This is a genomic window from Paenibacillus sp. USHLN196 (genome assembly GCF_037144955.1).
GTDB lineage: Bacteria > Bacillota > Bacilli > Paenibacillales > Paenibacillaceae > Paenibacillus > Paenibacillus xylanexedens_C.
On sequence record NZ_JBBCYH010000003.1, the window covers coordinates 142,844 to 157,440 of the forward strand.

The window sequence follows — 14,597 nt, forward strand, 5'->3', positions numbered from 1 at the left end:
GTGATATGCAGCTCCTTTTTGCTGTATGATCGTTATTTTCATGACGATCATGGTAAACTGTATATAAAATGGAAGAATCACATTTTTAAAATAATGGTGGATAGAATGCATCGTCTGACTAAGCATGCTACAGGCATGTTCGAGTAGTGGCGTTCATATGGTGGAGAAAGAGTTCCTGGTTAATTGATGAGGAGGAGAGCCATGACACGTATTGCGGTGATGGTCATTCATGGGCTGGGTATGCGGAAGGATGGGTACGCGGACAAGCTGATCGCTTGTTTGCATAAGGAACTGGACAAGGTGATGGTTTTGCCTGGAGCCTCCAAACAGATGCTGGATATCGAACCTGTATATTGGGCGGATGTATTTGAGGAGCGGGAAGAGGCGCTCTTTCAACAGCTCGTCAGCTCTCCGGGATTGAACTTTCAGGCGTTGCGCCGATTTGTCATCCATTACCTGGCTGATGCGGTTGCTTATCAACCGGTGGAAAATCAAGGCCATAACTATGATGCCGTACATCGAACGTTGAATCAGGCGATGCATACCCTTGCACAGCGTAATGGACCGGAAGCTCCGCTCTGTGTGGTTGCCCATAGTTTGGGTGCCGTAATCGCCAGTAACTTCTTCTACGATCTGCAATATCCGTCCAGTCGCGTTCCTGAGATTGTGGATGTGAACTCGGCACTGGAGCGGGGGGACACCCTGACCAACTTTTACTCATTTGGTACAACACTGCCCTTGTGGAGTCTACGCTACCATGACTTTAGCTGTCCGATTCAGGTGCCCTCTTCCCATGTGAATCAATATTTTGCCGGCTTGGAAGGCGAATGGGTGAACTTCTATGATCGGGACGATATTCTGGGTTATCCGCTGCGTCCCATTGATCCGGCTTATGAGAAAGCGGTGAAAGAAGACATTGAAGTGAACTCTGGCGGCTTGGCCTTGAGCTGGAATCCGTTAAGTCATGGAGGTTATTTCTCCAACTCAAGCATGAATCGGAGAATCGCGCAGGGTCTGGCCCGAACCTGGACCTGGGTAAATCGTTCATAATATAAGAGGTTCTAGCTTTATCCCATCTTCTTGGTACTGAAAACCGATCTTTTTGAACACGTATTGTAAGTACTATAAGTTTTAAAATTAGGAGGAAATAAATATGGAATGCAGGACAGGCTGTGCCGCATGTTGTATCGCGATTTCGATATCATCACCGATACCGGGCATGGCTCATGGCAAGCCGGCAGGTGTACGCTGTGTGCAGCTTACGGATGATAATCGCTGCGGAATTTTTGGTCAAAAAGATCGTCCTGCGGTATGCAGTGGATTGCAAGCAGAGGAAGAGATGTGTGGTAGCACCGATCAGGAAGCATTTGATATTCTAACCTGGTTGGAGCAAGAAACTGCACCAAAGGTAATATGAGTAGGTTTTTTAATTAATTCAGATAATTATACTTAATATGGAAGAAGGTCGATCAGAGAGAGGGGACGCGAATACAATGGGGCTTGTTAAACGTTTTGTATTGGTTGTTGTGAATATGATCGGAGAGTTATGGATGGGGTTTTACCGACGTAACTCGGACTATTATGACCATCAGACTTCGGAGCCCAAGAGCAAGATTGGGTATTATGCATTTATTATTGGGGCAGCGGTAGTTACGGTGGGTATTGTGGGCTGGATGTACAACCGAATCTATTCATAAGTAATCATTTGACTTAAAATTGAATGAGCCTGTACAAGTAAAAGAGAGTATCCGCAGGATGTGAGTGGATACTCTATTTGTCATGGAATGGACGAAATAAAATCATTGAAGTGAGGGCTCAGCTTTCTTTTCTTTCAACATATGTACGAGAATCATCTTCAATACGGAAGAGACGATGAAGAAAATAAACAGGATGCGGAACAATTGATACCCGGATACAACCGAAAGGTCAGCATTGACTTCATGTGCCATGATACTCATCTGATCCATCCCACCAGGGGCCATACTGAGTAGAGAGGTAGCCGCCGAAAGGGAGAACACATTCATTAATAGAAAACTCAAACCAAGCGCACCTGCAATGAGCAGTATACTGCTTATCACTGCTAGGGTTACCGTCTGCGTTTTACGTTGCAACTGTTCCGGCTTAAGCATCAGTCCAACGTGACTGCCAATCATTAATTGCGAAACGTTTAACAGAGAGGTTGGCAGATTGGACGTGTCCATCGTTGTGCTTAATTGAATGATACACATAACAATCATGGGACCCAACATAAAGGCTGTCGGAAACCGGAGTTTGCGTGCAACCCACGCTCCCGCTACACAGAGCGGAGCATAGAGGAGAATCTCGGGAAAAAGGGCACCCCATGTCGCTACATCATGGAACGGCTGATCCGACCCAGCACCTAAGGTACCTCCAATCCATGGACTGAACAGCAAGAACGGAACACAGAAGACAATCATGATCAGCCGAGTCACCTGTAAAAAGGTAACCAGCGTCAGATTGATGGCTTTCATCTCTTCTGCAAGGGAAATCATCTGGGATAGTCCTCCGGGAATGCTGCCAACCAGCAACGAAGGAAAGTCAAAGTCAGTCACTTTCGATGCGATGTAGGCCGTAAGCACACACAATCCGATTAACAGCAAGGTCATCAGCAGCATCATGGGAAGTTGTTGCAGGATGCCATGCAGGGCCTCTTTTGTTAAGGTGAGTCCAATCGAATAACCAACAATCAGAATGCCATAGTCCCGAATGGAGGCAGGCCACATGAGCGGCCATTTGGCGACTTGGGAGCCAAGCAGCATAAATACCATTGGCCCGAGCAACCACGGGATCGGTGTATGAATGACTGTGAACAGCAATCCGCCAAGAACTGAGACAATCAGACTAAGAAAAAACCGAAAGACAACGTGGGAACCGAGCTTGCGCATCAGTTCCATCCGTTTAGCCTACCGGTTGAATGAGGTGGTATGAGATTCAGGTATGCATTCAGGTTCAATGAAAGATTCAAGTTCATGTATGATCACTCCTGATGATGAGATACAATGCGTTATCCACGGAACAACCGGACTACTTCTGTCCAGCTCATGATTCTTGTGCGAGAGCGGAAGGTTTGGGTTCTTTGAACATGACAAAGTACATCAACGATGAAATAACGTATAGACAGCCTGTGATGCTGAATGTGATCGCGTAACCCCAGTACGTTCCGTATGTAGTGACCAGATAGGATTGTACAGGTCCCATGGTAGCCCAACCAATCATGAACGAGGTCTGCATCAGTGAATTGGCAATCCCGCGGCGTTTGTCCGAGATTCGATCCACGAGTATGGCGGAGTGAATGGGATTGGCTGCATTCATCAATGCTTGCCTGAATAAAAAACTAACTGAAGCGATAAACAACAGATTGGTGAAACCTGTTAATAGAAGGAAGGGCAGCGACATGACCTGGAAAATAACAACGGCTCGTACGCTCCCGACTTTTGCCGCCAGGGTAGGGCCAATCAGCATGGATACAATCGTCATAATCTGGCCGAGTGCAATCAGCAAGCTCATGCCGCTTAGAGAAACCGAGAATCGATTGGTGAAATACAGATTCAGATAAGGTACAACCAATCCTGAACCTAATCCGATTAATAACTGGGTTACTACAAACTGACCAATCAGTCGGGAATCCTTTTTCTTCGTGATTAAATCATTCGTGCTTGGCGTATTCGTTGAATTATTCTTTGGATCCGCTTCGGGTTGAAGAACGGGTTGCGCCGGAGTTGTGGTCTGCGGAGCAGCCTTGCCTTCGGTTACAAATAACAGTGGAATAAACGCAGCAAGCGTTGCTGCACCGCCGACAAATAAAACGGTCTGTAATCCGGTCACTTTGGCGAGTCCTGCCGTATGTAGCAAATCTGCGAATACGCCGCCACCCAGGCTGCCAAGAACCTGGGAAGCCAGCACAAGGGATGAATAATAACTGAACATCTTCAGCCGCTGGCTTTTCTTGACGTTTTCCGCCAGATAAGGAATGGCTAGTACCTGGAATACACCTGCGAAAAGGCCAGAGAACACCGCGAACCAGATCAGTCCGGTAGCCGAATAATCGAAGGAGCGTCCGATCAGAAAGATACCGCTGAATAACGCTCCGGTAATGAGAAGCCGCTTGCGGCTGAACAGATCACCGCATAGACCAATAGGAACAAACATAATGGCTGTTGCGAGTGATTGAATACTTACAATCTGGCCGTTCATTGTATCATTATAGCCCAGACCCTGAATATACAGATTGTACAAGACAGAGAACATGCCATTTCCGATCTGATACAGAATGCTTGCCAGGAAAAAAAGTTGAATATTGCGGGACCAGCCGCGAATTTCAGCATGAATCTGTCGTAAAACTCTCAAGTGGTTCCCCCCAGTCTGACTGTACAGTGATTCCAGTTTAACAGGAAAGGGGAATTTGCGGAAGAATTGACCACTGTTTATTTTGGTTCAGGGACATCCATTACACGAGCGATGACGAACCCATCGTAACCTTTGCTACCGACTGTTTGCAGTGCTGTAGCTTCTAGCCGGGGGTGATCACCGATCAATTGAAGGAATGATCGAACGCCTTGAACTCTCGGGTCTGTGCTGTCTGCGCGGATCACTTCACCGTCCCTGACGATATTATCACCAATAATCAGACTCCCCGGCCGAGTCAGGCGAAGGGCCCATCTCAGATAATCGGGATTACTGGGTTTGTCAGCATCGATAAAGATCATATCAAACGGCTCCCTGTATTCTTCCTGAACATCAGGAAGGGTGGTCAGGGCAGGACCGACTCTCAGGTCAACCTTATGCAGAAGTCCTGCACGTGCAAGATTGGCTCGTGCCAAGTCCGCATGGCGTGGTTCGGATTCCAGTGAGACGATGTGTCCTTGTTCAGGCAGGGCTCTTGCCATCCAGATGGTACTGTATCCACCCAATGTGCCGATTTCAAGCACTCGGGCTGCTCCTTGGATTTGAAGTAAAAGTTGAAGTAGCTTCCCTTGATTCGGTGTTACGTCATGAGCGGGTAATCCAGCATCGGCATTGGCTTGCAGTGTAAGTTCGAGCAGGGCATCCGAGGGGATTAGCAGATCATTCATGTAGTCGTCGACTTGAGACCAGGTATGCTGCAGGTCGGTTGTATTTGTATTTTTCATCTTCACATGTTCCTTTCCTTGTATCTTGTATTTGATTTCATAATTCAACTATAGATGGAATGGACGTATAAATAAAATATATATTATGTATGTTAATATAACTGTAGATTATATATTAGACGTGGAAGAGGTGTAGCGCATGAATCTGCATGGATTGCGATTATTTCATGCAATTGTGAGATATGGCGGGGTCACTCGTGCCGCAGAAGAACTTAATATTAGTCAACCGGCGGTATCTTCCCAGGTGAAGAAGTTTGAGCGAGAACTGGGAATCCAGCTTTTTGCTTCAGAGGGAAGGAGGTTGGTGCTCACGGATGCTGGGATGCAGTTAACAGGTTATGCCGAGCGTCTGTTCATGCTGGAGCAGGATGTCGAGAATTTTGTGCAGGATTTTCGGGAGGGCAAGAAAGGACTTATACGACTTACGGCAACTTACTTACCTTCGAATTTTCTGCTGCCAGCCTGGATTGCGCGGTTCAAGCAAATGCATGAGGATGTGGAGCTCGTTGTGAGCACAACAAACACCCAGATGGCTTTTGACCAATTGCTTCGCTACGAGGCAGAGATTGCAGTATATGGTGGAAGTGGAATCACACATGCGGGTGTCCAATGGGACGAATTGTTAGAGGATGAGATGTGGTTTGTAGTTCACCCCAACCATCCTTATGCAGGCAAAGAAATTGAGCTGCATGAGATGGTGGCAGAACCGTTCATCATGCGTGAAGAAGGCAGTGCCACGCGTGAGCGACTGGTTTCCCTGTGCACAACAAATAACCTGGCTGCTCCCCGCATTGCGCTTCAGTTCAACGGGCTGAACGAAACGATCAGTGCAGTGAAGGCAGGTTATGGAGCCAACTTTATATCTTCTTTGGTTGTGAAGGAAGATGTACTGCAAGGCAGGCTGGCCCGTGTGTACGTTCGAGGTGTACAGCTGAGAAATACGGTTGCCGTATGTACACGAGCCGGGGAAGTGTTGTCACCTGCTGCACAGCATCTCGTCAAGCTAATCCGCCAAGAGGCGGCTTTGATGAAATAAAAAGTGCGATTGTACTTAAAAATGAATAGGTTACTTTTTGGCTATTAGCCTTCGCTTTGTTGTGACGTTCCCCATGCGTGTAATCGGGCGTACAGGGTTACACCGCCAATGATCAGGACCGGAATCCAGACTGCGATCATGGGCACACGGTGGAACAGCAATGCGGCAACAATGACGCCGACCAGATAGATAACAACTGCACCTGCGCGAAGGTAGGAGTCTGAAGACAGGGCTTTGGCCAGTGTTCGAATATTGGCATGTCGCAGCCTTCTAAGAATGCTTACGGTATCTTCTACCACAGCGGCCAGATTATTGGTAAGCACGGTTGTTGAGATACCAGCAATTCCAATGCGGCGCGCCGCAGTTGTTTGCATACCCATTGCAATGGCTAGTATGACAATCAACAGATAGGACAGTTGTTCTGAGTATGGACTAATCATGGCGATCGCGAACAGCAGGAGCAATATGCTCTCAACAGTGAATACAGAAGTGACTCGAGAAGACCAGCCATTTTTGGTATGCACATGACCGATCATGTGTGCGGCAATGGCATTGCCAGCAATAAAGCCGATGAGGGCTAGGAGCGAACGCAGCACGACAAATTCCTGAGCACGGGCGATGGCAATACCGAGCAGTACAATATTCCCCGTCATATTGGCTGTGAGTACGTGTCCCAGTCCCAAATATCCAATCAGATCGACCATCCCCGCAGACATACATAGAAGGAGCATGGAGTACTTTTGGAGGGTGCTTTGATTCATCATATCCGTCCTTTCAAAAAAAACGTAACCCCTCCAGTATACAGCCATATCGCATGATTCTTCAAAATGAAGTTCATGGCTCAGGGCTACGGCGCCGCAAGCCAGTCAAACATATTATTCACCGCTGACTCATGTATTCTCTGGTGAAAATGATGATCCTGCCCGCCATAGGCGTGAAACGTAACGTTAGCGCCCCGGCGCTTCAGCCAGTGGTACATCCGGGTGCCATGACTGTAATTCACCTGCGTATCCGATGTGCCGTGCATGATCAGCACGGGGCAGGATAGTTTGTTTGCATTCGACAAAGGGGAACGGGCAAGATATGCTTCCGGAACCGTACGGGGGGAACCACCGAGCACCCTTTTCAATGTACGTCTCAGGTCGGTTCGTTCATGATACGTGCGTTCCACATCGGCGACACCGCTCCATAGGACTAACTTATGTACTTTGTCTGGCCCATCATTATAGGTAGTTGCTGTATGTACCGCATTAATGGCTCCACGGGAGAACCCCATCAGCGATATCCGAGTCGGGTCGGCAAAAGGCAAACGTTGCACCAACCGGTAAGCGGCATGCACGTCTTCTGCATCTCTTCCGCCATACTCGTCACGCCCCTCACCGCCTTCGTTGCCACGATAGGATGGAGCGAACACAATATAACCTTTCTGTACAAATTGCTCAAGCCAAACAGTATTCACCCCGCCATAGCTGCCAAGTCCGCCGCGACAATAGATTAGCACCGGCCACTGTTCCAGTGTGTTACCCGTAGCGTGCATTCTTACAGCAGGGTAGTGGCTGGCGAGTGGTTGTAGATGTAGAGACTTTTCATTGGAAACGAAGTCCGGTAAGGTAGAGGAGCCAGAGAAGGGATGAGAAGTTCCGTATGCTGTGAGAGCAGATAACGAACAGCCGTGTGGCAGGAATAAATAGGCTTTAACTCTAAGCTTATCGGACGAGTACGTCACTTGATAGAGCAGGAAAATCAACCTCTTTCATCGGTAATAACAGGCCAAATGACAGGGATGCTTCTATATGATGCGCGTAAAATAAGTTCCCATACCTTCCAGGCAGAATAGCCAGCCCAAATGTGAGAAATTCGTTTATTGGCTCCATATGATTTATAATGGTTCAGGAGGCATATGCATTGACCGCTGTCCTCATTTTTATAAAACTAATTTTAGTGTGCAGAAAGAAAGGGAGAAAGCTATGATGAACGCTCCACATCCAATCGATCAATTCAAGAAATTCAAATATGAAATTACCAGATTTATGATGATCTATAAATTTGCTCTGGATCAAATGGAGACCAAGATTGAAGTACTGAAGGAAGAATTCCAGTCGCTGCATGATTACAGTCCAATTGAGCATACGAAGTCCAGACTGAAGTCACCTGAGAGCATTATGAACAAGATGTTCCGTAAAAATCATGAGTTAACGTTTGAGAGTATCAAGCAGAATATCAAGGATATCGCGGGAGTACGGATTACATGTTCATTTATCTCGGATATCTATCGCATTAAGGATATGCTGTGCAACCAGAGTGACCTGCGTGTACTGGAGGTCAAAGACTACATCGAGAATCCGAAGCCAAACGGCTACCAAAGTCTTCACCTTCTGGTGGAAGTGCCTGTGTACATGTCCAATGGTGAGGAGCGAGCTTGTGTGGAGATCCAGATCCGTACAATCGCAATGGATTTCTGGGCGAGTCTGGAGCATAAGATTTTTTATAAATACAATAAGGATGTTCCCGAGCATTTGACCAGGGAACTCAAAAGTGCGGCAGATTCGGCGAACGCACTGGATCAACAGATGGAGCGACTTCACCGGGAAATTCAGGAGATCAAGGATGCTGAGAACGAGCGGGATGAAGAAGAGTTGCGTCGTATTATTATTAACAATCAACAGTTCACACTGCCTTCCAACTTGCTCAAGCTGCTGGGGAGCGGGGAGTAGTACTCGATGAATAGTAAAACAGCTTCATTGAACACAAACTCCACATCTCGTGTGCGGATGGCTTTAATTCTGGGGACATTGTCGGCCTTCGGGCCCTTGTCCCTGGATATGTATCTGCCCGCATTGCCTACGCTGGCTGAAGAGTTCGGTTCATCTACCTCGTATGCTCAACTTAGTCTGACGGCGTGTATGATTGGACTTGCAGTGGGACAGTTGCTTGCCGGACCTCTAAGTGATGTACGTGGTCGGCGAATTCCGCTTATTGCAGGGCTTGTGCTCTATACCATCGCGTCCATACTCTGCCTGGTCAGCCCTACGATGGGCTCTTTTGTTGTGCTGCGATTCATTCAGGGAGTGGCCGGAGCAGCCGGGATTGTAATCTCGCGTGCGATTGTCAGAGACGTATACTCAGGTCCCGAACTGACACGATTCTTCTCCCTGTTAATGCTGATTAACGGCGTAGCCCCGATTGCTGCACCGATCATTGGTGGACAATTGTTGACGTATACCTCTTGGCGCGGGGTATTTATTTTGCTCAGCCTCATAGGCATATTGACGCTGTTTGCTGTCATTTTCGGTCTAGGGGAGACACTGCCTTCCAGCCGCAGATCAAGCGGGGGACTGAAGCAGACCTTGATTACGTTTCGCAAAATCGCAGGGGATCGTCAGTTTATGGGTTATGCGCTGACCCAGGGGTTTGTAGCTGCTGGCATGTTTGCCTACATATCAGGTTCGCCGTTTGTGCTTCAGAAGATATACGGGGTATCCCCGCAAATGTTCAGTGTCTGCTTCGCCATTAACGGGCTAGGTATTATTCTGGCCAGTCAGATTGCCGGCAGACTTGCAGGAAAGGTATCAGAGACTCGCCTATTAATCGCAGGGCTGCTAACCGCGGCAGTGGGAGGAACCTCACTGCTCATCGCCATTCTGGCTGGAGGTAATCTGATCTCTGTGCTGATTCCGTTATTTCTGGTGGTATCCAGTGTCGGGCTGGTCAATACCGCTTCCTTCGCCCTGGCTATGGCCAATCAGGAGAAGTCGGCAGGCAGTGCGTCTGCGCTTATCGGAGTGATGACGTTCCTGTTCGGAGGTATTGTCGCTCCGCTTGTAGGTCTTGGAGGAGAAGGTACAGCTGTGCCGATGGGAATCGTTATCGCGTGTGCTGATCTCGGTGCCTTGGTGATCTACTTCCTAATGGTCAGTAAAGGCAGGAAGCGCCAGAACGATCAAGCATTGAGTTAAATGTACTGATCTTGTACGTTTTGCTTTTGTGGAGTTTAGATATGTAAAGGCTACTTCAGGTTAAAAGAATAAGAGCCCCGCCTGGAAGGAATCATGCTTCCACGTGGGGCTCTTGCTGTAAGTAAGGACAGGATCAGCAGAGCGCGAACAAAATTTGTGTATTCAACAAAATACCTGGCGTAAGGAATGGATAGAAGTATCCAACCACAAAACCAAACAGATTAATGGCAGGCCACATCAGGTAGACATCACTGTAAGTGAACACAAGAGACCATCGGTTGTAGCAAAAGTTGGGCAGAGCGCGTGCTTCGGTATCCCGAGGTGCGGCTGCACCAGTCTGTGCAAATTGTACAGCTTGAGTCAGACTTTGCGGCTGTTGCTGAAGGAAGAGCGGGAGCAGACCTGGGCTGCTTTTGATCAGGTTATACAGAAAAAGCATCTCTGCCGGAGGCTGACCTACCGGACGAGGATAGGCACTGAGCAGGGTGGGCAGATTGCCTTGTGCCAGTTGTGCAGGTAAGCCCGGTGCTGTCCCCGGGATTGTACCTGGAATGCCTCCGGGGAAATATGGACCTGTTCCGCCGCCTGGAATGAATGGAGGATAGGAACCTTGGCCGCCAGGTACACCAGGAAACGTCGGACCACCCGGTGTGCCGCCACCTCCACCCCCTGGGAACAGTGGGGGCAGTTGAAATGAACGGTCTTCTCCGTAGCTTAGATAAGGGTTATATACGTAACTCATGTACAGAACATCCTTCCTGTCATCGTATTCTGCATTCAGCATATGGCGGCATCCGCCTATATGTGAGTGCCGTCAAGAAGATTTTATATGATCTATATAGTTGAACTAATCATTTACACAAAACGGAGAGGATAGAAAAAACCTGAAAAAGCGAAGCTACAAGCTTTCTGCAAGAAAGCTACTTCGAAAGCATACACTTCGCCTAAAAGCTTTCTGAAAGAAAGCTGCATCGGAAGCATACGCTATCCCCGGATTTTCCCTTAGAGAAAAGGGAATCGAAAAAATCTGGGGATAACAGCGATTGGAAGGTTGTTCTATCATCGTAGTGTCAGTGTAAATAAATTTTAGTTCAACTGTATAGCGCAGAATATAATCAAATTGACAACTGAACTGATAACAATTATCATTGTCAATGGAGCTGGACAAATGTACATACGGATATTATATGTATCAATAATAGTGTCAATATTTTTGAGCGCTGATATCTGTCACAATAACGCCCGATAAGACGTCCATATTGAAAGGGGATAAATCACGTGTTTAAGAGAAATAGCAAGATGATCATGCTTCTAATTACGGTGATGGTCATGTCCATCTGGTTGGCAGCGTGTGGAACGAAGCCAGCAGGAGAGAACGGCACAGCAACAGAAACCGAGACACAGACTGAAGCTCCAACAGAACGCAAATTAACTGACGCAATGGGACACGAAGTAACAATTCCGGCTAATCCGGAGCGCGTTATCGCATCGTATCTGGAAGACCATCTCGTTACACTCGGTGTTAAGCCAGTTGCCCAATGGTCTGTAGCCAACGGAATTCAGGAATATCTACAAAAAGATCTGAATGGTATTCCCACGATTGCCTTCGATCTGCCTTTCGAAGCGGTAACCAGCTTTAACCCAGATCTGATTATTATCGGTTCCGAAAGTGTGGTTGAAGGTGAGAAATACGAACAGTACAGTAAGATTGCACCTACTTACGTACTCGGCGAAGAGATTAATAGCGACTGGCGTAAAACGCAGTTGAAAATCGGTGAAATTTTGAATAAGAGTGCCGAAGCACAAAAAGCGCTGGATGATTACGAAGTTAAAGCTACAGAAATCAAGGAAAAAATCAACAACGTTACAGGTGGAACGAAATCGGCAGCGGCCATTTGGTTGGTTAGCGGCAAGTTTTTCATCGTAAGTGACAATGTATCGAGTGGAGAAGTGATGTACAAAGAACTTGGACTTGTAGAGCCTGAAGTTGTAAAAGAAATCTCTGCCAATGCGACAGGTAACTGGTCTTCCATCTCAATGGAGAAATTGGCTGAAATGGATGTAGACTACTTGTTCTTTGTGAATAGTGATGAAGGTACAGGGTCAGAAGCACTGAAAGATCCGGTATGGCAAAGCATTCCGGCTGTGAAAAATGGTAATCTGTTCGAATTTACCCGTTCCAGCAGCTGGTTGTATAGTGGAGTTCAAGCGAATCTTCAAATTATGGAGGATATTCAAAGCAGTATTGTGAAGTAACGCAAAAAACAACCCATGCGAAACAGTAGATTAAACGCTTTGATGCATGAGCATCAAAGCGTTTTTTGTTTTTAGAACAGATATGGATATATAATAACGGAGAAGTAACGTAAGTAAACCATGTTTAACGTTACACGAGCAGGGAAGGGGATATTTACATATGTATACATTGGATCCACGTGAAATAACGGGAAGAGACAACTATAAACTAATGAGTGGTTCGGTGGTGCCACGTCCAATTGCTTTTGTGACGACACGTTCAGATGAGAATGGTGTAATTAATGCAGCGCCTTTCAGTTTCTTCAATGTAGTTAGCTCGGACCCGCCGCTTTTATCCATATCCATTGCACGTAAGGACGGCGTTATGAAAGATACTGCACGCAATGTGCTTGCTCATAAGGAACTGGTCGTGCATATATGTGATGAAGCAATCATAGCCGAAGTGAATGAGACAGCAGCCATACTTGAACCCCATGAAAGCGAGCTTGAGCGGACAAAACTGACCACCGTGCCAAGTACAAAAGTCTCGGTTCCGGGAATACAGCAAGCACTTATTCGAATGGAATGCGAACTGTATCAGCATATACCCATCACGAACGATGATGGCAAACCCGCGAGTGACTTACTGCTGGTACGTATTGTGCAGTATCATTTCAGCGAACAAGTCTATAATCCGGATAAGGGCTATATCCTGATGGATCATTTGAAACCGGTCAGTCGACTGGCGGGTAATGATTATGCCAAGCTTGGCGAACGATTCACGGTAATTCGGCCTGAATAGTACTAACCGGTCGTATATGTGACACATGAATGGGCTTAACCCTATAGATAAGGCGGACAGCACGTGCGTAACTCGCATATGTGGTCCGCCTTTGCTTGTTCATATGAACATAAAGAGGACAGGGAATGAATAGACTTGTACTATATCCTGCACATTTCATATGAACCTATTTTATATATAGGTTGTTTAAAAAGCCTACTTTTGAACACGTACGATATAGGGGGGAAGCCGATGAACCAGTTTGAGGGAACTACAGGGGCAAGTATTATGGGAATAGGAACGGCGTGGCCAGCTCACCGCATTGAGCAAAAGGATGTATCTTCCCGTCTCGCACAAGCGCTGGAACATGAGCCGGATGCGAGACGATGGGCCAAGCGAATCTTTAATCAGTGTGGTGTAGAGACTCGTTATACATGTGAACCAAATCTGCTTGAACCTGTGGATGCTTGCCGATATTTACCCTTTACCGCTGCCGAGGAAGTACCGACAACAGCCGAGCGTATGGCCAAATATAAAGCAGCTGCTGTTCCGCTTGGTCTGGAAGCGGCAGGACAGGCTCTTCAGGATGCAGACGTATCCTCGGAAGAAGTTACGCATCTCATTACAGTGAGCTGCACGGGACAATTTTTGCCTGGGCTTGATGTTCGGTTGATCCAGCAGCTTGAACTGTCACCATATATCAACCGAATTCCGCTGGTATTTCAAGGGTGTGCAGCTGGTCTGAAGGCGATACAACTGGCCAATTCCATCGTAGCGACAGATCAGGAGGCGACAGTTCTCATCGTGTGTGTGGAGCTGTGCACGCTTCACTTCCAGCCTTCTGCCAAACGAGACGACCTGTATGCTGCATCTTTCTTCGGAGACGGCGCCTCTGCCTGCGTCATTGGTGCGTCTGGAACAGGCGGTAATGAATGTTTTCGACTGGGCCGTGGATACTCGACGCTACTCCCGGACTGTGCAGAAGAGATGATCTGGGAAGTGGGCAATACAGGCTTTGATCTCTATCTGTCTCCACAGATTCCGAAGCTGCTCGGCCTGCACCTCGGACCTGAGGTAGAGCGGTTACTGGAGGGGAGCGGTTTACCGGAAATATGGGCGATCCATCCGGGAGGCAGAGGCATTGTGGATGCCGTTCAGAAGCTGTATCAGTTGACGGATGAGCAGGTCTCTTACAGTCGTAACATCCTGCGGGATTATGGCAACCTGTCGTCCGTGACGATTCTGTTTGTCCTCCAAGCTATCCGTGAGGATTACAGGCAGAAAGAAGATCATTCCAGTGGGATAGCACTGGCCTTTGGCCCGGGACTGACAGCAGAGTTACTTCCTTTTACATACATTCCTGCACCCATTGCGAACAGAACACCTGTGAATCATGGCATCCAATAGATCACGAACCAAGTAACTGAATGGCCAATCTG

Annotated in this window: 15 protein-coding genes; 9 read left to right on the top strand and 6 right to left on the bottom strand. The window is 47.4% G+C overall.

Going from position 1 to position 14,597, the window contains the following annotated elements; translation table 11 throughout:
* Positions 1 to 201: 201 nt before the first annotated feature.
* The 3 genes from WFI24_RS07505 (at position 202) to WFI24_RS07515 (ending at position 1,697) form a co-directional block, all read left to right on the top strand.
* A complete protein-coding gene (locus WFI24_RS07505; RefSeq protein WP_336759763.1) occupies positions 202 to 1,050 on the top strand; it encodes a chemotaxis protein in 849 nt (282 codons plus the stop codon).
* Between the two features lie 103 nt (positions 1,051 to 1,153).
* A complete protein-coding gene (locus WFI24_RS07510) occupies positions 1,154 to 1,417 on the top strand; it encodes a YkgJ family cysteine cluster protein (RefSeq protein ID WP_017688873.1) in 264 nt (87 codons plus the stop codon).
* Positions 1,418 to 1,493: 76 nt separating this feature from the next.
* Positions 1,494 to 1,697: a hypothetical protein gene (locus WFI24_RS07515; protein WP_145318209.1), complete on the top strand. Its 204-nt coding sequence runs from the start codon at positions 1,494 to 1,496 to the stop codon at positions 1,695 to 1,697.
* A 102-nt stretch (positions 1,698 to 1,799) separates the two neighbouring features.
* On the opposite strand, the gene WFI24_RS07520 is transcribed toward WFI24_RS07515, so the two are convergent.
* From WFI24_RS07520 to WFI24_RS07530, 3 genes are all read right to left on the bottom strand, one after another.
* Positions 1,800 to 2,915 carry an AbrB family transcriptional regulator gene (locus WFI24_RS07520; protein WP_336759764.1) on the bottom strand — a complete coding sequence of 372 codons (1,116 nt, stop codon included), beginning with the start codon at positions 2,913 to 2,915 and terminating at the stop codon, positions 1,800 to 1,802.
* 145 nt (positions 2,916 to 3,060) lie between these two features.
* Complete coding sequence (locus WFI24_RS07525; RefSeq protein ID WP_336759765.1) at positions 3,061 to 4,368, bottom strand: MFS transporter; 1,308 nt, start codon at positions 4,366 to 4,368, stop codon at positions 3,061 to 3,063.
* A 77-nt stretch (positions 4,369 to 4,445) separates the two neighbouring features.
* Complete coding sequence (locus WFI24_RS07530; protein WP_336759766.1) at positions 4,446 to 5,150, bottom strand: O-methyltransferase; 705 nt, start codon at positions 5,148 to 5,150, stop codon at positions 4,446 to 4,448.
* Positions 5,151 to 5,289: 139 nt separating this feature from the next.
* Between WFI24_RS07530 and WFI24_RS07535 the strand changes: the two genes are divergently transcribed.
* The gene (locus WFI24_RS07535; RefSeq protein ID WP_336759767.1) at positions 5,290 to 6,186 is read left to right on the top strand and encodes a LysR family transcriptional regulator; all 897 of its coding nucleotides are present in this window, start codon (positions 5,290 to 5,292) and stop codon (positions 6,184 to 6,186) included.
* 44 nt (positions 6,187 to 6,230) lie between these two features.
* Here the strand turns inward: WFI24_RS07535 and WFI24_RS07540 are convergent, their stop codons facing one another.
* On the bottom strand, positions 6,231 to 6,950 hold the full coding sequence (locus tag WFI24_RS07540) for a YoaK family protein (RefSeq protein ID WP_336759768.1): 720 nt from the start codon (positions 6,948 to 6,950) through the stop codon (positions 6,231 to 6,233).
* 83 nt (positions 6,951 to 7,033) lie between these two features.
* Entirely contained in the window at positions 7,034 to 7,933 is a 900-nt protein-coding gene (locus WFI24_RS07545) for an alpha/beta hydrolase family protein (protein ID WP_336759769.1), read from the bottom strand.
* Positions 7,934 to 8,156: 223 nt separating this feature from the next.
* On the opposite strand from WFI24_RS07545, the gene WFI24_RS07550 reads away from it, so the two are divergent.
* Both WFI24_RS07550 and WFI24_RS07555 read left to right on the top strand, forming a co-directional pair.
* Entirely contained in the window at positions 8,157 to 8,900 is a 744-nt protein-coding gene (locus WFI24_RS07550) for a GTP pyrophosphokinase (protein ID WP_062834047.1), read from the top strand.
* Between the two features lie 6 nt (positions 8,901 to 8,906).
* Positions 8,907 to 10,142 (top strand): multidrug effflux MFS transporter, encoded by a 1,236-nt coding sequence (locus WFI24_RS07555; RefSeq protein WP_336759770.1) that lies wholly within the window; start codon positions 8,907 to 8,909, stop codon positions 10,140 to 10,142.
* Between the two features lie 133 nt (positions 10,143 to 10,275).
* On the opposite strand, the gene WFI24_RS07560 is transcribed toward WFI24_RS07555, so the two are convergent.
* Positions 10,276 to 10,884, bottom strand: coding sequence for a hypothetical protein (locus tag WFI24_RS07560; RefSeq protein ID WP_336759771.1), 609 nt, complete (start codon positions 10,882 to 10,884; stop codon positions 10,276 to 10,278).
* A gap of 536 nt (positions 10,885 to 11,420) precedes the next feature.
* Between WFI24_RS07560 and WFI24_RS07565 the strand changes: the two genes are divergently transcribed.
* The 3 genes from WFI24_RS07565 to WFI24_RS07575 all read left to right on the top strand — a co-directional run bounded on the left by WFI24_RS07565 (position 11,421) and on the right by WFI24_RS07575 (position 14,565).
* Positions 11,421 to 12,398, top strand: a complete 978-nt coding sequence (locus WFI24_RS07565; RefSeq protein ID WP_336759772.1) for an iron-hydroxamate ABC transporter substrate-binding protein — start codon at positions 11,421 to 11,423, stop codon at positions 12,396 to 12,398.
* A 160-nt stretch (positions 12,399 to 12,558) separates the two neighbouring features.
* Positions 12,559 to 13,179, top strand: a complete 621-nt coding sequence (locus WFI24_RS07570) for a flavin reductase family protein (RefSeq protein WP_145318187.1) — start codon at positions 12,559 to 12,561, stop codon at positions 13,177 to 13,179.
* Between the two features lie 231 nt (positions 13,180 to 13,410).
* Positions 13,411 to 14,565 carry a type III polyketide synthase gene (locus WFI24_RS07575; protein ID WP_336759773.1) on the top strand — a complete coding sequence of 385 codons (1,155 nt, stop codon included), beginning with the start codon at positions 13,411 to 13,413 and terminating at the stop codon, positions 14,563 to 14,565.
* Positions 14,566 to 14,597 lie beyond the last annotated feature (32 nt).

Bases quoted from the DNA above. Each gene is read 5' to 3' on its own strand.
- WFI24_RS07505 (WP_336759763.1), top strand. From the start codon at position 202: ATGACACGTATTGCGGTGATGGTCATTCATGGGCTGGGTATGCGGAAG.
- WFI24_RS07510 (WP_017688873.1), top strand. From the start codon at position 1,154: ATGGAATGCAGGACAGGCTGTGCCGCATGTTGTATCGCGATTTCGATA.
- WFI24_RS07515 (WP_145318209.1), top strand. From the start codon at position 1,494: ATGGGGCTTGTTAAACGTTTTGTATTGGTTGTTGTGAATATGATCGGA.
- WFI24_RS07520 (WP_336759764.1), bottom strand. From the start codon at position 2,915: ATGGAACTGATGCGCAAGCTCGGTTCCCACGTTGTCTTTCGGTTTTTT.
- WFI24_RS07530 (WP_336759766.1), bottom strand. From the start codon at position 5,150: ATGAAAAATACAAATACAACCGACCTGCAGCATACCTGGTCTCAAGTC.
- WFI24_RS07535 (WP_336759767.1), top strand. From the start codon at position 5,290: ATGAATCTGCATGGATTGCGATTATTTCATGCAATTGTGAGATATGGC.
- WFI24_RS07540 (WP_336759768.1), bottom strand. From the start codon at position 6,950: ATGATGAATCAAAGCACCCTCCAAAAGTACTCCATGCTCCTTCTATGT.
- WFI24_RS07550 (WP_062834047.1), top strand. From the start codon at position 8,157: ATGAACGCTCCACATCCAATCGATCAATTCAAGAAATTCAAATATGAA.
- WFI24_RS07555 (WP_336759770.1), top strand. From the start codon at position 8,907: ATGAATAGTAAAACAGCTTCATTGAACACAAACTCCACATCTCGTGTG.
- WFI24_RS07560 (WP_336759771.1), bottom strand. From the start codon at position 10,884: ATGAGTTACGTATATAACCCTTATCTAAGCTACGGAGAAGACCGTTCA.
- WFI24_RS07570 (WP_145318187.1), top strand. From the start codon at position 12,559: ATGTATACATTGGATCCACGTGAAATAACGGGAAGAGACAACTATAAA.
- WFI24_RS07575 (WP_336759773.1), top strand. From the start codon at position 13,411: ATGAACCAGTTTGAGGGAACTACAGGGGCAAGTATTATGGGAATAGGA.